The 23911-nt window shown below is 70.5% G+C and carries 17 protein-coding genes; 8 read left to right on the top strand and 9 right to left on the bottom strand.

Translation table 11 applies throughout. The annotated features are described in order from the left end of the window. Together ACH4RG_RS36185 and ACH4RG_RS36190 are read left to right on the top strand one after the other, a co-directional pair. Positions 1–1150 (top strand): KR domain-containing protein (locus tag ACH4RG_RS36185; protein ID WP_397926003.1); only part of this gene is annotated, 1150 nt, incomplete at its 5' end. A gap of 14 nt (positions 1151–1164) precedes the next feature. Then, a complete protein-coding gene (locus ACH4RG_RS36190) occupies positions 1165–2334 on the top strand; it encodes a 3-hydroxybenzoate 6-monooxygenase (protein ID WP_397926005.1) in 1170 nt (389 codons plus the stop codon). Between the two features lie 71 nt (positions 2335–2405). On the opposite strand, the gene ACH4RG_RS36195 is transcribed toward ACH4RG_RS36190, so the two are convergent. Further along, a complete protein-coding gene (locus ACH4RG_RS36195; RefSeq protein ID WP_397926007.1) occupies positions 2406–4694 on the bottom strand; it encodes an MMPL family transporter in 2289 nt (762 codons plus the stop codon). Positions 4695–4837: 143 nt separating this feature from the next. On the opposite strand from ACH4RG_RS36195, the gene ACH4RG_RS36200 reads away from it, so the two are divergent. The 5 genes from ACH4RG_RS36200 to ACH4RG_RS36220 all read left to right on the top strand — a co-directional run bounded on the left by ACH4RG_RS36200 (position 4838) and on the right by ACH4RG_RS36220 (position 13130). After that, positions 4838–5482, top strand: a complete 645-nt coding sequence (locus tag ACH4RG_RS36200; RefSeq protein ID WP_397926009.1) for a TetR family transcriptional regulator — start codon at positions 4838–4840, stop codon at positions 5480–5482. A gap of 145 nt (positions 5483–5627) precedes the next feature. Beyond that, on the top strand, positions 5628–6383 hold the full coding sequence (locus ACH4RG_RS36205) for a carboxypeptidase regulatory-like domain-containing protein (RefSeq protein ID WP_397926011.1): 756 nt from the start codon (positions 5628–5630) through the stop codon (positions 6381–6383). Positions 6384–6516: 133 nt separating this feature from the next. Continuing rightward, the gene (locus ACH4RG_RS36210; RefSeq protein ID WP_397926013.1) at positions 6517–7272 is read left to right on the top strand and encodes a thioesterase II family protein; all 756 of its coding nucleotides are present in this window, start codon (positions 6517–6519) and stop codon (positions 7270–7272) included. 704 nt (positions 7273–7976) lie between these two features. Then, positions 7977–10763: an AAA family ATPase gene (locus ACH4RG_RS36215; protein WP_398540913.1), complete on the top strand. Its 2787-nt coding sequence runs from the start codon at positions 7977–7979 to the stop codon at positions 10761–10763. Between the two features lie 783 nt (positions 10764–11546). Continuing rightward, entirely contained in the window at positions 11547–13130 is a 1584-nt protein-coding gene (locus ACH4RG_RS36220; RefSeq protein WP_397926017.1) for an MFS transporter, read from the top strand. A 74-nt stretch (positions 13131–13204) separates the two neighbouring features. Here the strand turns inward: ACH4RG_RS36220 and ACH4RG_RS36225 are convergent, their stop codons facing one another. The 8 genes from ACH4RG_RS36225 to ACH4RG_RS36260 all read right to left on the bottom strand — a co-directional run bounded on the left by ACH4RG_RS36225 (position 13205) and on the right by ACH4RG_RS36260 (position 21147). After that, positions 13205–13942: a GNAT family N-acetyltransferase gene (locus ACH4RG_RS36225; RefSeq protein ID WP_397926019.1), complete on the bottom strand. Its 738-nt coding sequence runs from the start codon at positions 13940–13942 to the stop codon at positions 13205–13207. Between the two features lie 102 nt (positions 13943–14044). Further along, positions 14045–14719 (bottom strand): phytanoyl-CoA dioxygenase family protein, encoded by a 675-nt coding sequence (locus ACH4RG_RS36230; RefSeq protein WP_397926021.1) that lies wholly within the window; start codon positions 14717–14719, stop codon positions 14045–14047. Position 14720: 1 nt separating this feature from the next. Next, positions 14721–15389 carry a phytanoyl-CoA dioxygenase family protein gene (locus ACH4RG_RS36235; RefSeq protein ID WP_397926023.1) on the bottom strand — a complete coding sequence of 223 codons (669 nt, stop codon included), beginning with the start codon at positions 15387–15389 and terminating at the stop codon, positions 14721–14723. Then, entirely contained in the window at positions 15386–16141 is a 756-nt protein-coding gene (locus ACH4RG_RS36240) for an aldo/keto reductase (RefSeq protein WP_397926025.1), read from the bottom strand. Before ACH4RG_RS36240 ends, ACH4RG_RS36235 begins: the two co-directional genes overlap by 4 nt. Before the next feature lie 7 nt (positions 16142–16148). Continuing rightward, positions 16149–17057 (bottom strand): radical SAM protein, encoded by a 909-nt coding sequence (locus ACH4RG_RS36245; RefSeq protein ID WP_397926027.1) that lies wholly within the window; start codon positions 17055–17057, stop codon positions 16149–16151. Positions 17058–17137: 80 nt separating this feature from the next. Further along, a complete protein-coding gene (locus tag ACH4RG_RS36250) occupies positions 17138–18451 on the bottom strand; it encodes a radical SAM protein (protein WP_397926029.1) in 1314 nt (437 codons plus the stop codon). 80 nt (positions 18452–18531) lie between these two features. Further along, the gene (locus ACH4RG_RS36255; RefSeq protein WP_397926031.1) at positions 18532–18915 is read right to left on the bottom strand and encodes a hypothetical protein; all 384 of its coding nucleotides are present in this window, start codon (positions 18913–18915) and stop codon (positions 18532–18534) included. Between the two features lie 333 nt (positions 18916–19248). Then, positions 19249–21147 (bottom strand): hypothetical protein, encoded by a 1899-nt coding sequence (locus ACH4RG_RS36260; RefSeq protein WP_398540914.1) that lies wholly within the window; start codon positions 21145–21147, stop codon positions 19249–19251. 319 nt (positions 21148–21466) lie between these two features. Between ACH4RG_RS36260 and ACH4RG_RS36265 the strand changes: the two genes are divergently transcribed. Further along, positions 21467–23911, top strand: a 2445-nt coding sequence (locus tag ACH4RG_RS36265) for an amino acid adenylation domain-containing protein (protein ID WP_398540915.1), incomplete at its 3' end; no start/stop codon positions are given.

Here is a 23911-nt window from a genome sequence, read left to right on the forward strand (position 1 = left end):
CGACACCGCCGACCCCCAAGCCCTCGCCCACACCCTCACCACCATCCCCACCGACCACCCCCTCACCGCCGTCATCCACACCGCCGGCACCGCGGGGGAGTCGAAGCCACTGGTGGAGTTGGAGATGGAGGAGCTCTCGGAGCTCCTGGAGGCCAAGGCGGTCGGAGCGTGGAACCTGCACGAGCTGCTGCGGGACGAGCCGCCCGTGGTCTTCCTCATGTTCTCCTCGAGTTCCGGCGTCTGGGGGAGCGCGGGCCAGTCCGGGTACGCCGCGGCCAACGCCTACCTCGACGCCCTGGCGGAACATCGTCGTGCCGAAGGCCTTCCGGCGACCTCGATCGCCTGGGGCGCCTGGGCCGGTGACGGCATGGCCGCGGACGAGGCGTACGTGGCCTGGCTGAACCGCAGCGGGATGCGCACCATGTCCCCGGCCCGGGCGATGGCCGCACTGCAGTCGGTGGTCGACCGTGACGAGACCTGCGTGACGGTGTCCGACATGGACTGGCGCCGCTTCGCGGACGCGTTCAGCGCGGCACGGCCCCGCACGCTGCTCGACCGGCTCGACCTCAAGGCGGACACCGACGCGACGACCGGGACGGACGGGACCGGGACGGTGGCACCGCTGGCCGCGCTGATCACCTCGGCGCCGCCGGCACAGCGCGCCTCCCTCCTCCTGGATGCCCTGAGCAGCGAGGTCCCCGCGGTGCTGGGCCACACGGGAGAGGTGGAGCTGGAGGAGGACCTGCCCTTCATGAAGATCGGCTTCGATTCGTTGATGGGCGTCGAGCTGAAGGGCCGGCTGGCCACGGCCACCGGACTGGACCTTCCCTCCACGCTGATCTACGACTTCCCGACCCCGGCCGAGCTCGTCGCCCACCTGCTGGAGCAGCTGGCGGGCGGTGCCGACGCCGACCCGTCGGACGGGATTCTCACGCCGCTGCGGGAGCTGGAACAGGCGCTGGAGACCTCCCCGGACGACGACGCCCTCCGCGAGGAGATCACCGGACGGCTCGAAACGCTGCTGTGGCGGTGGCAGGAGAGGACGACAGGCGGTACCGGCACGGAGGCGAAGGCCGACGGCGAGGACCTGGACGAGGTCACGGACGACGAGATCTTCGAGTTGCTCGACAGGGAATTCGGAGACGACTGAAGGAGGAATCCGCCATGGCGGAACTGCTCGTGGCCGGCGGGGGCATCGGCGGCCTGGCTGTCGCACTGGCCGCCGCCGGCCGGGGATACCGGGTCACCGTGCTGGAGCGCCGCGACGCCTTCACCGAGTTGGGCGCCGGAATCCAGTTGGCGCCTAACGCCTTCCGCGCGCTCGACCGGCTCGGTGTCGGAGAACAGGTGCGTGAGCGTGCGGTGTTCATCGACGAACTGCGCCTGATGGACGGTACGACCGACGAGGTGATCAACACGATGTCGCTCGGTACGGCGTACCGGGAGCGCTTCGGCAACCCCTACGCCGTGGTGCACCGAACGGACCTCTACCAGCCACTGCTCGACGCCTGTCGGCGAACGCCGGGCGTCGAGCTGTGCACCGGCGCCGCCGTGACCGGCTACGAGCAGGACGCGGATCGCGTCACCGCCGTGCTGGCGAACGGGGAGCGGGTGGGTGGTGACGCCCTCGTAGGGGCGGACGGCATCCATTCGGCGGTCCGCGCCCAGATGATCCGCGACGGCGAGCCCTTGGTGTCCGGGCACACCATCTACCGCTCCGTCATCCCGATGGACCGAGTGCCGGAACACCTGCGGTCCAACGCCGTGACGTTGTGGGCCGGGCCGGGCTGGCATTTCGTGCACTACCCGATCAGCGGAGGGCGCGAGTTCAACCTCGCGGTCACCAAGGACGACGGGGCACGGGAGGCCGTGACGGGTCGGCCGACCCCCGCCGACCACGTACTGGCCCAGTTTCCGGAGATCGGGCCGAAGGCCGGGCTGCTCCTGCGTCTCGGGGAACAGTGGAAGAGCTGGGTGCTGTGCGATCGCGATCCGGTGCCCGGCTGGACGGACGGTCGGGTCGTCCTGACCGGCGACGCCGCCCATCCGATGCTCCAGTACGCGGCGCAGGGCGCCTGCATGGCGTTGGAGGGCGCGGTGCATCTCGGCTCGGTCCTGGACTGCGACGCCGGGGACCTCCCGCAGCGTCTCATCGATCACAACTACGCCCGTGCTCCCCGTACCGCCAGGGCTCAGCAGGTGGCGCGGGCGATGGGGCGTGAGGTGTACCACCCGGCCGGGGTGGCCGCCAAGGAGCGCAACGCGGAGATCGGCTCCCTGTCACAGGCCGAGCTCCACGGCAAGGTGGCCTGGCTGCACCACGGGACGCCCTGAATCCGGGTGGACAGCGCAAAGGTTCGGCCTCCCCGCCTTCGAAGGCGGGGAGGCCGAACCGTCTTACCGTGTCAGCGGGTTCGGACGTCGCCGGCCGTCTCCGCGTCCGGGGCCGACGCGGCCCCCGGGACGTGGGGCCCGCCGTCCTCCTCGGGGCCACCCTCGATGTCGATGTGTGGCAGAACGCGGTCGAGCGGTGCCGGCAGCCACCAGGCGGCGCGGCCGAGGAGCACCATCAGCGCGGGCACGATGGTCATCCGGACGACGAGCGCGTCGAAGAACACGGCCGCGGCGAGCGACAGGCCGAACGCCTGCAGCATCGTCGACTCGGACAGGACGAAACCGCTGAAGACGCTGATCATGATCAGTACCGCGGCGGTGACCACGCGGGCGCTCTGGGCGAAGCCCTTGACGACCGCCTCCCGGGGCTGGCCGTGCCGCACGTAGTCCTCACGCATCCGGCTCACCAGGAATACCTCGTAGTCCATGGCAAGGCCGAAGACGAGCCCGATGATGATGACGGGCAGCAGGTTGACGATCAGGCCGGGTGCCGAGAGGCCCAGTACGTCGACGGCCCAGCCCCACTGGAAGACCGCGACCATCAGGCCGAAGGTGGCGGCGAGACTGAGCAGGAAGCCCAGGGCGGCCTTCAGCGGCACGAGGATCGACCGGAACATCACCATGAGCAGCAGGAAGGCGAGTCCGACGACGACCGCCAGGTACGGCAGCAAGGTGTCCGCGATGCGCTGGGAGATGTCGATGTTGAGTGCGGTCGTGCCGGTGACGGCGATCACGGCCCCGGTGTCGCGGCGAATGTCCTCCGCGCGGTCGCGGATGTCGCTCACCAGGTCCTCGGTGGCGGCGCTGGCCGGCGAGCTCTTCGGGGTCACCATCATGACCGCGGTGTCGCCGGCCTTGTTGGCCATCGGAGGGGAGACGGCCTCGACGTCGGGAAGAGAGGTGACGCTCTTGCTCACCTGTTCCGCGGCCTTCTCGGGGCCGTCGCCGCCCTTGGCGTCCACCACGATCGTCAGCGGGCCGTTGTGACCCGGGCCGAAGCCCTCGGACACCAGGTCGTAGGCCTTGCGCTGCGTGGTCTCGGTGGGCTCGGTGCCGTCGTCCGGCAGGCCGAGCCTGATGTCGGCGGCGGGCAGGGCGAGGACGACGAGCGCCGCGGAGGCCGCCACCAGGAAGAGCACCGGCTTGCGCGCGACGAGCTGGACCCAGCGCAGGCCGAGGGCCGGCTTGCCCGAGCCCTTGCCGCTCTCGCCGAGCGGTTCCCGCGGGGTGTCCGAGGCTGTCGCGGCGGCGGGGCCCTCCGACTCCGCGGCGTCGCGTTCGGCGCGGGCACGGCGTCCGAGTACCCGCAGGCCGACGAAGCCGAGCAGGGCGGGCAGCAGGGTCAGCGCGACGAGCACGGAAACGGCCACGGTGAGTGCTGCGGCGATACCGATCTGGGTCAGGATCGGGATGCCCACGACGGAGAGTCCGACGAGGGCGATGATGACGGTCACCCCGGCGAAGATGACGGCGGAGCCCGCCGTGGACACGGCCCGGCCGATGGCTTGCTCCGGCGGACGGCCGTTGAGGAGCTCCTCGCGGTAACGGAAGCTGATGAACAGGGCGTAGTCGATGGACACCGCCAGGCCCAGCATCAGGGCGAGAGCGGGAGTGTCGGAATTGAGCTCGATGAAGCCGCTGCTCGCCTGTACGGCACAGAGGCTGACGCCGACGCCCAGGATGGCGGTCAGCAGCGGCAGTCCGGCGGCGACGAGCGAACCGAAGGTGATCACCAGGACGATGGCCGCGACGAGTACGCCGATGAGTTCGCTGCCGCCCTCCTCCGGCGCGCCCTTGGGGGCATCACCGCCGAACTCCACGGTGAGACCGGCCTCTTCGCCCGGCTTGGCCGCGTCGAACAGCGCTTCCCGGTCGGAGTCCGTGAGCTCGCTGCGCGGCTCGCCGTAGTCCACCTGGACGAGTGCCATCCGCTGGTCCGGGGAGATCGCCTCCGCCTCGAAGGGGTCGGCGACGCCGGCCACCTTCGGCGCGTCCCCGAGCTCGGCCACCACCTTTTCCACGGCCTCACGCGTGTCGGGGGCAGTGACCTTCTGGCCCTCCGGTGCCACGATGACCACGCGGGCGACTGCCCCGTCGGCAGAAGCCTGCGGGAACCGCTCCCCGAGCAGGTCGATGGCCCGCTGCGACTCGGTGTCCGGGATGGAGAAGGACTCGACAGTGGGCTTGGACAAGGTGGCCGCCCCGACACCGAGGGCGATCAGGAGTACCACCCAGAGGAGAGTGACGAGCCGACGTCGTCGGAACGACTCCCGCCCGATCTGATGCAGAAAGGCCTTCACGAGAATCAACTTTCTTTTGAAAGTGCACCTTCAGTTCAAAGTGCACTGTACTCTGACATCGGACAAACTGAAAGGGGCCGGGGGTGATCGTGCGGCAGGAACCGCGGTCAGCCGCCCGGAACGAGGGCGAGGAGGGCTCGCAGATGGGCGTTGCGAAACAGCACCGGTCGCGGACACCGGGAGAGGGCGGACCGGTTCTCGGCCTGCGAGAGCGCAAGAAGGCCAAGACCCGCGCCTCGATCCAGCAGGAGGCGCTCCGTCTCTTCCGCGAGCAGGGCTACGAGGCGACGACGATGGAGCAGATCGCCGAGGCCGCCGAGGTCTCCCAGAGCACGGTCTTCCGCTACTTCCCCACCAAGGAAGAGCTGGTCGCCTCCGACGAGCAGGACGCGTTCTTCATCGACGCCTGGCGTTCGCAGCCCGCCGACCTGCCGGTCCTGCGCGCGCTGCGCCAGGCCATTCGAGAGACCCTCGAAGGACTCTCACCGGAGGAGTTCAGCGCCCAGCGCGACCGCGACGTGCTCATGGTGACCGTTCCCGAGCTGTGGGCCGCCAGCCTGGGGAACGTCACGCAGACCATGCGGATGATCACGTCGCTGGTCGCCGAGCGCGCGGGGCGCCCGGAGGGCGACACAGAGGTCCGTGCCATCAGCGGGGCGATCTTCGGCGTCCTTCTGACGACGATGCTGCGCTGGGCCCAGGAGCCCGACCACGATGTCGCCGAGGATCTCGACCGGATGCTCGCCCATCTGGACAACGGCCGGATCGACAGCCTCGCCCCGGAGTGACCTCGAGCGTGGTGCCTCATGGCGACCTCACGTGCCATGATCCAAATCCGCCGGGCTTATCGACCGGCGCCGGGGTGTCACCAGAAACGGGGAGGGGAAGGCGATGAACGGGCACCACGGCGCAGCGGGATGCGTCACGGTGAGAGTGCTGAACACGGAGGGCCGCCCGGTTCCCCGTGCGCGCCTGACGCTTGTCGACCGCGGAGGCCGGCTTCTCGGCCAGGGGGAGGCGAGGGCGGACGGCTCCTGTGAACTGGTCCTGCGGGGGGCCGAGTCGTGCATCCTGCTGGCCGGGGCCACCGGGCACCTTCCCGGGGCGACGAACCTCGATCTGACGACCCGGGCGCTGCCCGGTGAGACCGTCCTGCTGCTGCGTGAAGTGACGACGGTGCGGGGGAAGGTCACCGAGGACGCGCTGTGGATGCCGATTGCGGACGCGCTGGCGGTGTTCATGGACGAGAGAGGGAAAGTGGCCGGGGTCGCCGTGACGTCGGACGGCGGCTATTTCGAGGTCGCCGGGCTGCGTCCGGGCGGCTACACGTTCCTGGTGCTCCACCAGGAATTCGAGCATTGGCTGCGCCCGGTGTTCGTAGGGGGTGCTGAACCGTTTCTGGCCGACGCCACGCTGACGCGCCGCCTGTTCGCCTGCAGAGGCGTGGTCCGCGACGACCGCGGCCGGCCCGTCCCGGGGGTTGCCGTCAGTCTGGCGGACGGATCGGGTCTCGAACTGCGCGAGCGGACCGACGAGAACGGGAGGTTCGGCTTCCAGGCTGTTCCTCAAGGGCTCTACGCGTTAGGGCTCGCCAACCGGCCCTCCGCGAGGCGCGTGCTCGTGGCCGAGGACCTGGACGACGTGGTGGTGATCCTCCCGCCCCCTAAAGAGATCTTAGGGGGGTATTAGGGGGACGCGCCGGCCAGGAGGGCCGGTAGGTTCCGTTCTCAAGGGTCGGAGTCCGTGCGCAGAGGTGCCCTGGTGCCAGGGTTTCCGTGTCAGGGGACGCCGTGGGAACGGAAAGAAGGAAGTCGTGGTCGGCATGCCAAGCTCACCCGAACCGTACAGTCCCTGGATCCGGGTCTTCCACCCGTCGGCGCGGACGCGGGTGCGGCTGGTCTGTTTCCCCCACGCGGGCGGATCGGCGAGCTGGTTCCACCGGGTGTCCGCCACACTCGCGCCCGACGTCGAGGTGCTGGCAGTGCAGTACCCGGGCCGCCAGGAACGGCGCCTGGAGCCGTCGTTCGCGGACATCGCCGAGGCGGCCGACCGGATCGTCGAGGAACTCGCCCCCTGGCACGGTGATCCCCTCGCCCTCTTCGGGCACAGCATGGGGGCCACCATCGCCTACGAGGTGGCCCTGCGCCTGGAGCGGAAGGGATTGCAGCCGGTCGTCCTGTTCGCCTCCGGCCGCCGGGCGCCGTCCCGGGTGCGCAACGAGCACATCCATGAGCTGCCGGACAGCGGGCTCGTCGCCGAACTGAAAGAGCTGAGTGGGACGGACTCGGCGCTGCTGGACGACCCCGACATGCTGTCGCTCGTCCTCCCGACCCTGCGCAGCGACTACCGCGCGGCGGAAACGTATCGCCACGGCGAAGGCGACCGCCTCGACTGCCCCGTCCTCGCGTTGACCGGCTCCCACGACCCCCGTGCGGACGTGGAGGACGTCGCTGCCTGGCGCGAGCACACCAGAGGCGCTTTCGACCTGCGGGTCTTCCCCGGCGGCCACTTCTATCTCAACGATTCGCAGGACGTCGTGGCCCTCGTGCGCGACCGCCTCCTGGCCGTCCCCGCCTGACGGGCCGGCTCCTCCCGCCGTCGGCCGCCCGCCATTTCCTGGGCGGTCGACGTCCCGGCGTGGGCGCGTTCGCGCACCTTGGCGGACCAGCAGCATTCCGTCCGCCACCCGCTCGCCACATCTTCCCGGCGTGCGGGCCTTCTTGCTGCCCGAACGCGCCCGGCCCGCCTCGGTCGGCCTTGGTCCCGCTGCCCGCGCCGCCGCAGAAGGCACTGGCGCGGCCCTCTTGAGACATGTAACCTTCAAAAAAATAAGACATTCATTTGATCGGGGGGTGTCATGTCATCGTTTGTGTGCTGCGGATGGCGGGGCCGGAGGTGCTCGGCGTATCCATGCTGGTCACAGGGCGGGACGAGCCACCCCTAGACGCCGCGGCCTCGGCGGGACCCACGCTGGGCCGAGAGCGATTTTCTGCGCGATCTCGGCCACATTCCCCAGTCCGCCCTTCCCTTTCCTCGCCGCGGTGGCCTCACGCCCTGTCTCGCGGGGGCCGTATCCGGCCTGGAGGCCGCGGTCGGCCGGAGGGGCCCGACCGCTCCCGGCCGAGTCCGTTCACCGGACGGACCGGCCCTCTTCCGGAGAATGTCGCATCGGGCGGAACTTTTTGCCTTTATGGTCCCGTCGTCTGGCTTTTTTTACGCTGTCACCTCGGAGGTGCGAAAGTTCTCTGGCCTTTCATCTGGTGACGGTTGATGTGGCGAAGTATGGGCCATTACGGGGGCATAATCGTGAGTTTTTCGTGCAACGACCGAGCATCGACGCAGCTGAACAGGATGCTGGGCTCATGCCTGGGCCGAAAGGGCGGCGTCGTCCTGATAGACGGTACGGTGGCCAGCGGTAAGACGGAGTTGCTGAGGAAATTATCGGAACAGGCGATCGACAGCGGTGCCATCGTCCTCTCGGCGCTCGCTGTGCAGACGGAGAAGGACATTCCGTTCGGCGTCGTCGACCAGCTGGCGCACAACGCCTCGGTGCAGTTCGGCGAAATCGCCGAGTTGCAGGAGACCATCGCGGCCGGGGCCCGTGTCGCTGCGGCCCCCGGGGCCGACCCCGAGCGGGTCAATCCCGAGCACGGCCGGGTGCTCGCCCAACTCCATGGGGCCATGATGCGGCTCGTGGCACGAGGCCCCCTGGTGATCATGGTGGACGACCTGCACCACGCGGACCAGGTCTCGCTCCAGTTCCTGTGCTACCTAGCGCGTCGCATTCTCAACAAGCGCGTCCTGCTGGTGTGCGGCGTTCTGCCCGGAGCCGTGCCCACCTTCCCCCTCTTCCAGATGGAGATGTTGTCCCAGACGAACTGTCAGCGGGTGGTGCTCGAACCGCTGTCCGCCCGCCAGGTAGGTGACGTCCTCCGCGAATGCGCGGATGGCGCGGAAGCGGCCCGCTTGGCACCGCTCTACCAGAGACTCAGCGGCGGGAACCCGCTGCTCGTCAACGCGTTGGTCGCCGACCGCGTGGTGGCCGCGGGCGGACTGCCCGCGGAGGGCGGACTGCCGAACTACCGCCGCGCGGTGCTCACCTGCCTCCAGCGCATGGACCGGGTCTCCGCCGAGGTGGCACAAGGCCTTTCCGTGCTGGAGGCGACGGGGTCCCGGCACCTCGTCGACCGGCTCCTGCGGCTCGACAGCGTGCTGGTCCGGCGCTCGCAGCACATCCTGGTCCGCAGTGGACTCCTTACGGCGCAGGGCTACCGCCACCGCGAGGGGCGGGCGGCCGCTCTCGAGAGCCTGGCGGCCGGGCGGCGCGCGGAACTCCATACCGAGGCCGCCCGGCTGCTCTTCCAGGAGGGAGCCGGGGTCGCCGAAGTAGGCACGCACCTGCTCGCCGCCGACAGCGCCAAGGACCCGTGGGCGGTTCCGTTGCTGATCGAGGCCGCAGAGCAGCAGTTGCGGGCGAACCAGCTGGACCGGGCGACCGCGTACGTCAGATTGGCCCAGCGAGAGGCCGTGACCGAGGAGCAGTACGCCGACGTCACTCTGATGCTGGCCCGGACGGAGTGGCGACTCAACCCCGCGGTGGTGGCCCGCCACCTCGGCCCCCGCCCGGGCTTCAACTCCGAACCGCCGCTGCAGTCCCGGCAGGCCGTCCAGATGATCAGGGAACTGCTCGAGCAGGGGCTGCTGGAGCAGGCCAAGGAGGCGTTGCGCTGGGCCGGCGAGTCGGGGTTCGACGCGCAGCACGCCGACTGCGATGAGTGGAACGCCTTCAAGATCTGGCTGGCATGCACCTATCCGCCGCTGGCGTTCCAACTGGCGGGCATGCCGGAGCAGGCCGGCCCGTACGAACAGTCCGGGCGTTCCCAGCCGACTGGCGACCTGGCCAGGTCGGCCCACCTCCTCGGTACCGTGCTCCGCGGCGACTTGACGAACTCGGGCCTGGAGCTCGCCGAGGACCGGCTCCGGACGCTGCAACTGAACGAGCGTACCTTCGAGGCGCTGGGCATCACCCTGCAGGCGCTGGTCTACGCCGACCAGTACGAGCTCGCGTACGACTGGGGCAGGGTGCTGTTCAAGGAGGCGAACGACCGCAACGTCCTCGCATGGGTCGCCCTCTTCGCGTCCGTCATGGCCGAGGTGATGATCGGCCGGGGAGATCCCACGGCCGCGGCTGAGTACGCTCGCACCGCCATGTCCTGCCGGCCGTACCGCATCGGCACAGCGAGGCCGGGCAATCCGCTGGCCACGCTCGTGCTGGCCCTCGTCGAGTCCGGCGACCTCGAGAGCGCGGGCCTGCTGCTCTCGCAGGCGGCGTCCAACGAGGCGCCGCACGGCCGGGAGGATCTGTACTTCCTCCACGCCCGGGGCCACCACCACCTGGCGGTCCATCAGCCGCACCAAGCACTCCAGGATTTCGAGGCCTGCGGGCGGCGCATGTCGGCCTGGAAGCTGGACTCGCCTTCCTTCATTCCGTGGCGCACCGACCGGGCGCAGGCCCTGATCGCCCTCCACCGGTACGAGGAGGCCAGGAGGCTGGCCGGTGAACAGCTGGCCGAGCTCGACCCCCTCCAGCACCGCACCCGTGCGATGACCCTGCGCGTCCTGGCGGAGGCCACGGAACCCGAGCAGCGACCAGCGCTCCTGGAAGAGGCGCTCCACGTCACGCGGGAGGCGCCCGACCACGTGGAGACGTCCCGCATACTCGACCTCCTCGGCCGCACCCGTCAGTCGCTGGGCGACGCCGTCACCGCAACGAGTGTCCCGAGGCAGTCCCGTAACGGCGCCCGCAGCCGTGACGGGGAGCGGCTGCTCCCCGGCCAGGGCGCGGGCGGCACCGCGTCCCGCGACGAGGCCCGGGGCATCGCCGACCTGAGCGCGGCCGAGCAGCGGGTGGCCTTCCTCGTCGGCAAGGGCCGTACCAACAGCGAGGTCGCCGGCGAACTGTTCATCACGGTCAGCACGGTCGAACAGCACCTGACCCGGATCTACCGGAAACTCGGCATCAAACAACGCGGAGACCTACGCGCCCGGCTGGTCGGATCCCACGCATGACAGAGCCCGCCGGGGTGGGGCTCACCGGCTGCCGGACGAGGTCGCCAAAGGGCCCACCGGCCCTGATCCGTCGGACACGCCCTGGGCCTCTCCCCGGCGACCACACGACCCATGCCCGTCGCTCGGCCGCGAATCCACCCTGAACCGGACCGACACCTGAACCTCGACCGGACGACATCCCCAGGACACAGCTCTCCTTGAACATGGAACCGGTCCCCGTTCGGGTCCGGGGCATGGGCCGGCAGCCGAAAGACCGGTCAGCCACCGGCTCCGGCCGGTACGTGACTCGCGCATCGGGGCGGCCTTCTGCTGGGTGGAGCCGTCCCGCGCCAACGCGGTCTCCCGCCGAGCTGCTGGTGGGCGGTATCCGGCAGCCCGGCGAGATCCGACTCCCCGAAACCGCTCTTCTCACCGCGCCGACCGGGACGGCGCACCGACATCGGGCGGCCCAGGCGGGTCCGCCCGACCGGCTTCGCGCGGACCGTCCTACGGTCAAGACTCTCCCCGCTCCCTTCACCGGTTCTTCGGCCCGCGGCGGCCCCCCTGTGCGGGACCCGGGTAACGGGCCGGAGGGCCGTAACGCCTGGCCCGACTCGTCCTCGAACAGCACCTGTGCCGCCGCTGCGCCCGCAGCCTCCTGTCCACGCACGCCCGCGTCTCCTTCCCCCACACCCGCACGGTCGGCGGAGGTGCTGCTGAAGCCTGCTCGAACCTAGTAGTGAAGATAGCAAATGCATAGTAACCTTCAAATGGCAGTTAACATCCAAACGAGAGGGGGCGGGTATGCCGATATCTGCGCGTCACAGATGGTGGGCGCTGGGAGCGCTCAGCTTGTCGATGCTGGCCGTCGGGCTTGACGGAACGGTGCTGAACGTGGCCCTGCCGGCGCTGGCCGAGTCCCTGGACGCCAGCGGGTCGGAGCTCCAGTGGTTCTCGTCGTCCTACCTGGTCTTCCTCGCTGCCGCGATGCTGCCGGCCGGTCTTGTCGGCGACCGCTACGGACGTCGGAAGACGCTGGTGTGCGCCTTGCTTCTCTTCGGCGCCGCATCCGTCGCCTGCGCCTGGGCGCAGACCCCCTGGCAGTTCATCACCGCGCGCTGTCTGCTCGGTGTGGCAGGGGCCGGGATCATCGTGATGGCCCTGTCCGCTCTGACCGTGCTGTTCAGCGAGGACGAGCGACCGAAAGCGGTGGGGATCTGGTCCGCGGCCAACTTCCTGGCGCTGCCGCTCGGACCGCTGGCGGGCGGCTGGCTGTTGACTCACTTCTGGTGGGGATGGGTGTTTCTGATCAACGTGCCGGTCACTCTGATCGGTCTGGGTGCCGTTCTCGCCTTCGTCCCCGAGACGCTCGACCGGGAGAGCCCGAGGATGGACCCGCTCGGGATGGTGCTGTCCGTGGGCGGGCTGGTCGCGGTGACCTATGGCCTGATCCGCGCGGGTGAGTTCGGCTGGGGCGAGGGCGTCGCATGGGCCCTGATGATCGGCGGCCTGCTGGTGCTGTTCGCCTTCTACCGCCACCAGGTCCGGCTCACCGCGCGTCCGGGCGGCCACCCCATGCTCGATCCGCGTCTCTTCCGCGCCCGCGCCTACACCTGGGGCGTCATCCTGATCGGTTTTGTGGCACTGGCCAACATCGGTGTCCTCTTCCTGATGCCGCAGTTCTTCCAGGCCGTACAAGGCACCGATGCCCTGGGATCGGGCTTGCGACTGCTGCCCATGATCGGCGGCCTGGTGCTCGGTGCGGTACCTGCGGGCCGGATCGTGCAGCTGCTGGGCACCAAGGTCGCCATCGCTGCGGGTTTCGCGGTGATGGCCGCGGGACTCCTCCTGGGGGCCAAGACCGACGCGTCGTCCCCACTCTGGTTCGTCGGCGTGTGGATGGCGATGTCCGGGTTCGGGATGGGGCTGGCCATGGCCAGCGCGACCTCGGCTGTGCTGTCCCAGGTGCCGGAGGAGCGGAGTGGAGTGGGCGCGGCGGTGCTCCAGGCGGTCAACAAGGTGGGTGCGCCGTTCGGTGCAGCCGTCCTCGGCAGTGTCGCTCTGACGGCCTATCAGTCACACCTCACGCTGCCGACCGCGCTCGACGCCAGCGCCGACGAGGCGCGATCGGGGATCTTCGGCGGGATCGCCGTGGCGGAGCGGGTGGACTCGGCCTCCCTGCTCTCGCTCGTGCGGGACTCGTTCACACACGGGCTTCATATCGCGCTTGTGGTCTCGGCGGGCTTCGCCCTGGTGGGACTGGCCCTGACGCTGCTGTTCATGCCCGGGTCACCCGGCCGCCGCCCCGGCGCCGACGGGAGTGGGACGCAGAACGCGCCTACCGAGCCGGCCGGAGCCCCGGCCAAGGGTCTCGCAGAAGGTGTGTGACATTCCGGGCCGGTCTTCTTGGTCCGGGCGCCCTCCGGTGACCGCGGTCAGTGCTCGGAGAGGCCTGACCGCGGTCAGTGCTCGGAGAGGCGCAGGCTGAGCTGGAAGCCCGTCTCCTGGAAGCCGAGCGTGTGGGCGACCCTCCGGGAGGCCGTGGTGCGGGCTCGCCACTGGCCGAGGAGGCTCTGGTCCAACGCGTCCGCGACGGCGGCCGAGGCGACCTCGGTGGCCAGGCCGCGGCGGCGGTGGCGGGGGTCCGTGAGGATGCTGAGGTGGGCTGTGCCGTGCGGCCAGAGTTCGTGTCCTGCCGCGGCGACGATCTCACCGTCCCGCCGTACCACCCTTGCCGTGCTCGTGATGTCCGAGAGCGCGCTCTCGTCGGCGTCCCCGGGGCCGCAGCGGTCCAGGAGGGCGAGGAGTGCCGGATCATCGCCGGAGGTCTGCTCGGCGGCGGACGGGACCGGGCGGAACCGGGACGGCGCGAGGAACAGCAGATGCGCCGGTCCCAGCAGGTCGTGGAACGGAAGCCGGTCGTGGAGCCGGTCGGTTTCCGTCAACTCACGGGCGTCGAGGTCACGGAGAGCTGTGGCGACCCGGCCGGCCGTACGGGCGTCGGGTACGGTCACCAGCGCGGCGTCCCCCAGGACGACCACCGCGGTCCAGCCCGGCGGGCTCAGCCGGGAGGCCGGGGCGACGGCCACGCTCGTACGGCCGGGGAGGAAAGAGGCGTCTGCTCCGGCGAGTCGGGACCAGACCGCACGGGCCCGTTCCAGGACCGGGGGGAAGGCCGTCGCAGGGGGATGGGGGTTCATCGGCTCGTGTTTCTGGTGCACGGCCGGCTGCTGGAGGCAACCGGCGCTGGGGTATCCGGGTGTGGTGAGAGACTACCCACCGGACGGCTGCCGGCCGGGACCTCAGACCACCGTCTTGTCCGCCATGACGAGGCTCATCAACTGCTCCTGGACCGAAGCGTTCTCCGACCGGCGGGCGTAGGCGACGGCGATCTGACGGCGGACCGTCCCGCCCAGCGCGGCGTGGCGGCTGCGTGGGTCGAACGCTATGACGTCTCCCGGGTCGACCGCCAGGACATGGGCCGGCAGGTCCTCGGGGGCGAAGTCGGCGGTGGGGTAGGCGGCGGGGGCCCGATGGCTGCCCGGCAGCAGGCGCAACGCCCCGTTGGAGCCGTCGAGAGGTGTGTCGTACAGGACGAACTTCACCAGGCGGGCCCCTGACCCGTCCGCCGTACCGGGGTTCTCCCTGTCCGCGCCCTCCGTGTCGGAGTGCCAGTAGGTGTCGCCGTGGATCTCGCTCGCGTCGCCGTAGAGGTAGACACAGGGGCCGCCGAGCAGATCCGCCGCCAGTGCCTCCAGACCGGCGTCGGCGCACCCCCGGGACAGGGCGGCGGAGCGGCCCAGGAAACCCGGGACGGCCCTGCGCTCCCGGGAGCCGCGGACATTGCCGCCGGCGGCGAGGGCCGCGTCCACATCGGCGAAGGCGTGGTCGGAGCACCCGGCGAGCAGCCCCCGGAAGACCTCGAAGCCGAAGAGGTCGAACCGCTCGCGGCGCGGCGAGTGTCGCTCGGCGGTCATGTCAGGTGAACCTCACTGTTCCGCTCACGAACCGGTTGAGGACGTACTGCGAGGCGGCCGTCCGCTCGGAGGCCGTGACCGGCTGCCGGGTGAGGTTCCACGCCCACTGCCGACGGCGGCCGCCGTTCCAGGCCGAGTGCAGCACATTGGTGTTGAAGACGATGACGTCGCCGGGGACGGTGGGGAGCACGGTGGAGGGGATCTCGTCGCCGCGCAGCCCGAGGGCCTGTTCGTGTCGCATCAGCCGGCGGACCGGCTCGCCTTGCCAGCCGCCTTCGGTCCGGTGCGAGCCGGGGATGACCCGCAGTGCTCCGGCGTCGGCGTCCGTGGGCTCCCCGTAGACGACGGCACGCAAATACAGGCCCTCCTCGTAGAAGCCGTCGGAGTGCCAGTACGAGTCGCCGACGAGTACGTTGACGTCGCTGCTGACCATGGAAGTGGCGCCCGTCCGGGACAGGAGGTCGTCCAGCGCGGGGATTCGCCCCGTGACGGCCATGCCGGGCGCCTGCTCGACCGCGTGGAAACGTGTGCGGCGCTCCATGGCCGGCGCGTCCTCTTCGGGCAGCAGTGCCGCGAACGCCTGCTCCAGATCCGGCAGCACGGGAAGTGCCGCGCCGGGCAGCACACAGAAGCCGAAGTGCTCCAGCAGGAGGTGGGGGGCGGCGGTCACCGGGAACCCTCCGCGCGCAGGTGCTCGACGGCGGGCAGGTAGTCGGCGAACTGCTCCGGAGTCCTGGGGGCGATGACCAGGGCCCAGGGATCGAACGCGGCCGTGAGCGAAGTCAGGCGCTCGGTCACGGCCTCCGCCCGGCGTTCTGCGGGCAGCTTCCGGATGGAGCGGCCTCCGGCGAAGAGGCTCCGCAGCACCAGCCGGTGCCCTGCGTCGCGGAGCCGGGGCGCGAGCTCCGGATGCCGCTCCAGGACGGCCGTTTCCACCATGGTCACCAGCGGAGTGCCGACGTCCGCGACCAGGGCGATCTCGGAGGGATCGAGCACCGAGACGCCCAGCTCCCGGGCCGGGCCCTCCTCCACCAGGAGGCGGCGGATCTCCTGCCAGTCGAACGTCCGGAAGATCTCGATCGGCGGATTGTGCACCAGGACGCAGTCGACCGAGGAGCGCCGCAGGCGTTCGCAGGAGCCGGCCAGGGTGGCGGCCATGGTGGGCGGGCTGTAGTCGAGCGTGGGCAACGGCGTACGGACGTCCACCCCGACCTTGGTCCACACCGGCAGGTCGGGGCAGAGCTCGCCGAGGTCGCTCTCGGCGAGCGTGCGGGCGTAGATCGGTGCGGTGTCCAGCCCGTCGACGTGCTGCTTGCGCGCCATCCGTACGACCTCGGCGGTCCGGTCGGTGTCGCGGTCCACGACCATCAGGCTGTTGAAGTTGCCCGAGGTCCGCATCGTGCCCAGCACTACGCGTGTCATCTCTTCCTCACTCTCCACAGAGCAGTGCGCAGCGGGACCCCACGGCGGAGGGTGACGCGTGGAAGGCCCGCACGCCGTCGGCCACCGCCTTGCGTGTCAGCCTGACGTCGACCTCGTTCCGCCTGTCGTACGGGCAGCGGCGCAGAGCGCCGCGCGGCGAGAGGTAGAGCCGGTCGCTGGAGCAGGTACGGTCCAGGGTGCCGGCGAGGCTGCGGTCCAGGGCCGCCAGTGCGTCGGTGAAGCGGTCCGAGAGGCCGAACCGATCCCGGAGCGCTGTCAGGTCGTTCGCATAGCGGCTGCGTACCGCCTCAGGGGTCGCCTTCTTGAGCTGATGATCCGTCAAGAGCAGGGGGCTCAGCTCGAACTCCACCCCGAAGGCGGCGTCGATGGCGGCCATGGCCTCCAGGTCGGCGTCCTCCACCTCCCAGACGGTGACGTGCAGACTGGCGCGACGGTGCCCGAGAGCCTCGAACACCGCGGCGCTGCCCGTGACCGTTCTCTCGGTGGCGCCGACCCGCCGCGCCCCGGCGCTGTCGGCCGAGACCGTGACATGGGAGAGCAGCCCCGCGACGGACGTCAGGGCGTCGAGGCGGCGGCCTTCGCGGGCCGCGGTGACCACCGAGCAGGCGTAACCGAACTGGACGGCCACCCTGACCATCTCCCGGAAGTCCGGGTGGTCCGTGGGCTCGCCGCCGGTCAGGCAGACCGAGGTGGCGCCCAGCTCCTTGCAGCGGGACAGGGCGCGGGCGAAGGTGGGCAGGTCCAGCGCGGAGCGGCCGACGTCGGCGCGCAGGCAGAACTTGCAGCCCAGGTCGCACCGTTCGTCGACGGCGACCAGCAGCCCGGCCACCGGGGGAGCCTGCGTCGCTGCCGCCGTGGCTGGATTCCGGTCGCCCCGGACGAGTTGGTCGGTCACCGTGGCGTCCTCCGTTGTTCGGTCGGCGGTCGATGGGCGAGGAGGGGCGCTCCGGCCCGCGGCCGGAGCGCCCCGGCGTGTCACTGCAGTGCTGTGTTGTCCGCGACGGCGAGGGCGAGGCCCTCGTTGAAGAAGCCGCAGAAGTCGTCGGTGGGGATGTGGGTGCGGCGCAGCAGCCGCTCGTTCTGCGAGGGGCCGCCGCAGATCGCGAGCGCCGGGCAGGTCTTGCAGCCGTCGAAGGGGTGGAGGTCCTTCGCGGCCCGCCCGAGCAGCGAGCGGTCCTCGCGGATCTGGTCCAGGGTGAAGATGAAGCGGGGGTCCCGCCAGTTGAGGTCGAGCAGGCTGATGCGGGCACCGGGGAGCAGCGCCGCGTTCACTCCGCCGCATCCCTGGAGGTGCTCGTAGACCCGCGGACGGCGGGAGTCCAGCGCCTGGTAGATCCGGTCGAGGTGGGAGAACAGCATGCCGCCGCGCGAGAGGGCCCGCATACGCGCCTGGTAGAGGTTGCGTGCCAGGTCCGGACCGTGCGCGATCCAGGCGCCGTGGGCGGGGATCGGCGTGTTCACGTAGAGGAACTTGATGCCCAGCGACAGGATGTAGTCCACGATCTCGGGCAGTTCGTGCACGTTCCACTGGGTGGGGGTGACGTTGGCGCCGACATGGATGCCGGCTTCGAGCATCCGCTGGATATTGCGGTGGATGCGCTCGTCGGCGGGCTTGCCCGAGAGGAGCAGCCGTTCGTTGGAGTTGGTCGGGGGCGGGCCGTCGATGGAGACCCCGACGCCGTAGCGGAATTCCTTGAAGTGGGCTATGAGATCGTCGTTGATCTTGGCGCCGTTGGTCACGACCGTCGGCTGGATGCTGCCGACGTCGAATTTCTCGGCGAGTTCGCGGGCGTAATGGTCGCCCGCCATCATCAAGTCCGGCCGGATGGTCGGCTCACCGCCGAACCACTGGTAAGTGACCTCCGGCCGTCCCTGATTCACTTCGAATAGCAGGTCGAGGCCGAGGCGTAAATCCTCCTCGGTCAAGTCCGGCGCACCCGTATTGGTGTCGACGAAACAGTACGAGCACTTCATGTTGCACTTGTCCGTCACCACAATGCGGTAGCCGGCGATATGGCTCGGCCGGCCGCTGATCCCCAGGTGCGCGAGGTGGTTCACGACGTCGCCGGGAAGATCCACGGCATCTCCGGTTCCGGGAGTGAACCCGTACTCCGAGAGCGTGTCCGCGATCCGCCCGTCGTCGCCTTCGCGCACCGCGCGGGTCTCCGCGGCGTCGAGGTACACCGTCTCCAACCGGACCGGGTCGAAGATCGCCGCACTCTCGCCGAGGTCGAACAGGAAGTACCGGTCCCATGCCCGTTCGACCGGCCGAGCCGTCGCCTTGTCCATTCGAAGCATCCTCACTTGCTCGGTCATGTCGGATTCTCACCGGCGGGCCCCGTACGGGCCCCGCCGTCGGACCGGCGTGCTCAGCCGGCCTGCGGCTCCCCGGCCTCGTCGTCGTACGTCTCGACCGTGAGGCCCTGCTTGTCCATGACCTCCTTGACGATGGAGGTGTACTGGGACTTCAGCTGCTCGGAGTTCTCCGGCGTGGCTCCGTCGGCCAGCACGATGATCCCGGGGAGTGAGGGGTTCGGGGCCATGACGACGATCCCCGGCGGGTCCAGGCTCACGGCCATGACGGCGTCTTCGAGCGGAACCCAGTTGATCTTTTCCTTGACGTCTTCCATGACGTCGCGCTGACGCGTCTGGAAGGCCTCGCGCTCACCGAACCAGACGCCCGACTTGCCACGGGAGCCAACGGCGTCGGCATACAGCAGATGGTCGTCCTTGCGTTCCCTCGGTGCTGCCACAGAGATACACCCTTTCCATGGGACGATTCCGATGCGTCTGCGTTCCACCCTCCGCGGATCGAAAGGACGGTGGAACTCCGCAAGGAGAAGCCTTGCATGTCGCCGTGCTCACGTCACCCCCTCCTTTCGAAAAGGAGGAGAAATTCTTGCGATGTCGGACAACAGGTTCGGTAGGCGTGGGAGAAATCGGATCCAGAGGGCGCGTGGCACCCATTCGCGCAGGTGGCACGCTCATTCGCGAGAGGCGGGAAGAAGCGCAAAAGGGTGCGAGAAAGGGGTCGGGTCGGCCGATTTCGTGGCCGAATATTTTCGGTGGGAGATGTGCCGGAGGACTCAGGAGAGCCGCAGGATGACCGGACTCATCAGGTAGACGCCGTCCAGGAGGGCGATGACGAACCCTGAGTGGACGTCGGGGCGCGCGCCAGGAGCCGGCGGCGTCAGGGAGGCGGTGAAGGTGTGGGAACCGCCGGGCGGGATGGTGACCGCCTCGCTGTGCCACACCGGTAGCACGGGAGGATCGTAGAAGGCGCGGAACGCCATCCCGACCGCTCCGCGCACCGTGCGGTCACCGGTGTTGGTGACGGGCCGGGTGAGGGTACCGGGCGCCGCCCGGTCGGCGTCGGTGTCCACCCGCCCGCCGATGGAGAGCGTGGGCTCGCCCTCCTCGGTGGACCACCAGACATCGCCGCACCGCCGGCACTGCAGGGTCTGGACGGTCAGCCGGTGTTCCACCGCGTGTCGCAGCACCAGGTGCTGGCCCCGGTCGGTCCCGCAGCTGGTGCACGGCGCGTCGCGGCGCGACATCCGCTGGAAGGCGGGAGAGGCGTCGCCGAGGAAATCGGCCCCGTCCCGCTGGATCATGGCGGCCGTCCGAGCGACCAACTCCTGCTGGACGACGGCGATCTCGTCCTCCAGGACGCTCACGTCCTCGCCGAGTCCGGGACGGTCCGGTTCGTCCGCCAACGCGCGGACCCGGGTGCGCGCAGCCCGGAGCGGTTCCTCGTCGAGGTCGACCTCCAGCCATGCCAGCCGCTCGCAGCCGGGAAGCACGGAGTCGTGCAGGTGGTGCAGCCTCTCCAGGGCCGATGCGGCGGTGGCGGCCTCGGCCGCCTCGGGAGGGTCGCCGGTGTACGGGAGTACCAGCCCGGGGTCCCCTGCCAGGCCGAACACCGCGAGGCCGCCGCGTTCGCCGTCCCGGCCGCTGTTCATCTCCGCGACGACCTCACCCAGCGGCAGCCCGGCGCGCAGCCCCCGGTCGAGCAGCCGCTCGGCGCCGGGCTCGGCGTTGTGCGAGCCCATGCCGCCGATCACCGCGACGGCGGTGCCCTCGAGGAAGCCGCCTCCGATGCCCACCGCCTCGGGATACGGACTGACACCGGCGGACACGGCGCCGCAGCTCTGCGAGAAGACCAGGACCGCGTGCAGATCAGCCGCTGGGATGCGTTGCCCTACCTCCAGGTCGGCCCGGAAGCAGCCCTCGCCGCGCAGACAGGACGGGATGCGCGAGTCGGCGGGGAGCGGGCGTTCGGGAACGAGCGGCCCCGGAGCGGTGGCGGTGCCGGGCGGCGAGGGAAGCCCCAGGAAGCCGGCGCCGTCGTCCGTCCGCCCGCAGATCACTCCGTCGGGGAGGCCGACGCTGCACTCGCGGCCGTGCAGGTGGTAGGTGACGAGCTGGTGCCGGGTCCGGTAGAGGGCGTCCAGCTCATCCATCTCGACCGCGTCGGCCGACAGGTCGTCGCTGTGGAAGGAGTTGGTCACGACGAAGGCGCCGGGGCTGGAGCGGTGCTGTGGGACCAGGGTCCGGTACACCAGGCAGACCAGCGACGCGGGGGTGCGGGCGCTCACCACGCCGGCCATCGGGTTCCGTGCCCCCGGCCAGTCGCCGGCGTCCTCGAGTTCGCCCGCCAGAGCGACCACGGCGACCGGCCCGTTCCGCTCCGCCACCGTGCGGACGACCTCCCCGACGGGAACGTGGGTATGCGGCCGCTCCGTCGCGACGGCGAGCAGCCGCCCGCAGGCCCGGCCCACCTCCCCACCGGTCGAGACCACGGACCCGACCCGTGGCGTCCGTGCCACCGCGGGCAACGCGCCGTCGTCGAGGGAGAGGAAACGCGTCAGCGAGTTGCCTGGTAACAGCGGGAAGGGGTCCCCCGGTTTCCAGATGAGCGCCGCCTCGACCAGCTCTTCCTCGGATGCGCACACACACGTGTCCGGACCGGCTTTCTCCATCATCCAGTTACTCCTCGCTCAGGGAGAGGACTTGCACGCGCCGTCGCCCCGTGCGCCGATGCGGCTGCCATCAGTCACACTGAACACAGGGCCTGTACAACGTTGTTGAACGAGGCGGTCCAAGAACCCTGACACACGGCAAATCCGCTGTCCAGGGTGGGCCGGACGCGGCGGAGCGGTGTGAAGAGCGCTTTTCGGCCGGACCTGGCGAACCCTCGTCGGCAGCTCCGGGACCGGACTAACATCCCGCACCGAAATACCCGGCGAGCCCCGGCCATCCGTGCGGAACGGAGTCCTGGCGCCTCCAGAGAAAGGACCGCACATGGCGGGCAGGAGCCGATCCCTCATCGCCGAGATCTTCTCCGAGCAGGTTGCCGTGCGGGCGGACAGCCCCGCCGTCCTCTGCGAGGGCCGACAGCTGACCTATGCCCGACTCGACCGGGAGTCCGACCTGATCGCGGCGCGTCTGGCGGAGCAGGGCGTCGGGGACGGTGACATCGTGGGCATCGCCCTGCGGCGGTCGGAGCTGTGCGCCGTGGCCTGGCTGGGGGTCGCGAAGGTCAACGGCGTATGCCTCTGGCTGGATCCCGACTATCCGGCCGACCGGCTCGCCCTGATGATCGAGGACGCGATGCCCTCCGTCGCCGTCATCGCGCAGGACGCGAACGAGGCGACCCGTGAGCTGACCGCCGCCCTGCGCACCGTGACCGCCGAGCGCGCCACCACCGGCGGCGTCGGACCGCTTGCCCCGTACGCCTCGCGGCCCTTCGCGTCCCGGCCGACCGCCCCGGCCGAGAGCGCGGCCTACGTGATCTACACATCCGGATCGACCGGACGTCCCAAAGGGACGATCCTCACCTCCACCGGGCTGCGAAGCCTGTTGGACACCGCGGTCCAGGGGTTCGGCGCGGGCCCCGGCAGCCGGGTTCTGCAGTTCACCTCGATGAGCTTCGACGTGGCCTTCCTGGAGATGTCCATGGCTCTCCTGCTCGGCGGCAGTCTCGTCGTGGTTCCCGGTGAACGGCGGGTCGCCGAACCGGCCTTCCTCGAACTGCTCCGCGAACACCGCGTCACCCACGCGGCGTTGCCGCCGGCCTTCCTCGAACTGCTGCCGGAGGAAACCCCCCTGCCCGAAGGCCTCACCATCATGACCGGCGCCGACAAGGTGCCCCTCGCCCTGGCCGGCCGCTGGGCGCGGCGGGCCCGGGTCGTCGCGTGCTACGGCCTCACCGAGGCCACCGTGAACTCCACCCTCTGGGACTACGACGCCGGCTGGGAAGGGGCGGTGGCCCCGCTCGGCACCGAGGACCCCGGCACCACCGCCCACCTGCTCGACGACACCCTGCGGCCGGTCCCCGCCGGGCAGCCGGGGGAGCTGTACATCGGCGGCGACGGGCTGGCCCGCGGCTATCTCCACCGCCCGGCCCTCACCGCTCAGCGCTTCGTGGCCGACCCCTTCGGCGCTCCCGGCGCACGGATGTACCGCACCGGGGACCGGGCCGTACGCCACGGCAGCGGCGTCCTGGAGTTCCTCGGCAGGGTCGACGGTCAGCTGAAGATCCGAGGCCACCGTATCGAGCCGACCGACGTGGAGTCCGTGCTCCTGCGCCACCCCGCGGTCGCCCAGGCCGTCGTCACCGCCCGCCAGGACTCGGCCGGCGGCGCGCAGTTGGCGGCGTACGTCGTGGCGGCCGAGGGCGTGGACATCGACGAGCGGGAGCTGCGCCGCTACGTGTCCCGGACGCTGCCCGCGTACATGGTGCCCAGCCTCCTGGTTCCGGTGCCCGGCCTGACGGTGCTGCCGAGCGGCAAGCTCGACCGGCGCGCCGCCCCGCGGACGGCCCCGGCCCCCCTGCCCGCCGAGGCCGACGAGGACGCCCTGCGGCAGCTTCTTTCGGCCACGCTCGGCTGCGACATCGAGGACCTCGACGGCGGACTCGACTTCGTCGCCCTCGGCGGCCACTCACTGACGGCCATGAGGTTCGCCACCGCCTGCCGACGGCAGTTCGGGGGCGAACCGGCGATCGGGGACGTCTTCACCGCCCGAAGTGTCCGCGAGCTCCTGGCCAGTCTCACCCGTGGCGGGCCGGACCGGCCGCGGCCCGGGGCGCGGGGGAACGGACCGCTTCTCCTCTCCTACGAACAGGAGAGGCTCTGGGTGCTGGAGGCCCTGTCGGGCGACGGCACGCACTACCACGTGCCATGGGCATGGCAGGTGCACGGCGATCTGGACACGGAGGCCCTGCGCGGAGCGCTGGAGGACCTGGCCGCCCGCCACGACATCCTCCGCACCCGCTTCCCCGCCGCGCACGGCTCCCCGCGACAGGACATCCTGCCGCCGGAGCGTCACACCCTGGACTACGCCGTTCTCCCCACCGACGGACAGGAAATGCCCGCCACGGTGCGGGCCGCCGCCAAGGAGTCCTTCGACCTGGAGGCTCGCCCCCCGTGGCGCGCCCGCGTCTTCACCGCGCCCGGCTCCCCGCCGGTGGTTCTGCTCTGCCTGCACCACGTCCTCGTCGACGACTGGTCCGTCGACCGGCTGGCGACGGAACTCTCGCAGGCATACGCGGCTCGTCTCGACCCGGCCATCGCGCCCCCGGCCCGCCGGGACCTCCAGTTCGCCGACTTCAGCGCCTGGCAGCGACGCCTCCACGACGCCTCCACCGAGGGTCCGGATGCGATGGCCGTCGGTGTGGGTTTCTGGCGGGGGTTCCTGCGGGGTGTGCCGGTGGAGTCGGGAGTGCCGTTGGATCGGGTGCGGCCT

Source organism: Streptomyces sp. NPDC021019 (assembly GCF_044333295.1).
Taxonomy (GTDB): Bacteria; Actinomycetota; Actinomycetes; order Streptomycetales; family Streptomycetaceae; genus Streptomyces.

Coding starts and splice junctions, on each gene's coding strand:
- ACH4RG_RS36220 (WP_397926017.1), top strand. CDS start 11,547: ATGCCGATATCTGCGCGTCACAGATGGTGGGCGCTGGGAGCGCTCAGC.
- ACH4RG_RS36225 (WP_397926019.1), bottom strand. CDS start 13,942: ATGAACCCCCATCCCCCTGCGACGGCCTTCCCCCCGGTCCTGGAACGG.
- ACH4RG_RS36230 (WP_397926021.1), bottom strand. CDS start 14,719: ATGACCGCCGAGCGACACTCGCCGCGCCGCGAGCGGTTCGACCTCTTC.
- ACH4RG_RS36250 (WP_397926029.1), bottom strand. CDS start 18,451: ATGGACAAGGCGACGGCTCGGCCGGTCGAACGGGCATGGGACCGGTAC.
- ACH4RG_RS36210 (WP_397926013.1), top strand. CDS start 6,517: ATGCCAAGCTCACCCGAACCGTACAGTCCCTGGATCCGGGTCTTCCAC.
- ACH4RG_RS36190 (WP_397926005.1), top strand. CDS start 1,165: ATGGCGGAACTGCTCGTGGCCGGCGGGGGCATCGGCGGCCTGGCTGTC.
- ACH4RG_RS36260 (WP_398540914.1), bottom strand. CDS start 21,147: ATGATGGAGAAAGCCGGTCCGGACACGTGTGTGTGCGCATCCGAGGAA.
- ACH4RG_RS36240 (WP_397926025.1), bottom strand. CDS start 16,141: ATGACACGCGTAGTGCTGGGCACGATGCGGACCTCGGGCAACTTCAAC.
- ACH4RG_RS36200 (WP_397926009.1), top strand. CDS start 4,838: ATGGGCGTTGCGAAACAGCACCGGTCGCGGACACCGGGAGAGGGCGGA.
- ACH4RG_RS36215 (WP_398540913.1), top strand. CDS start 7,977: ATGGGCCATTACGGGGGCATAATCGTGAGTTTTTCGTGCAACGACCGA.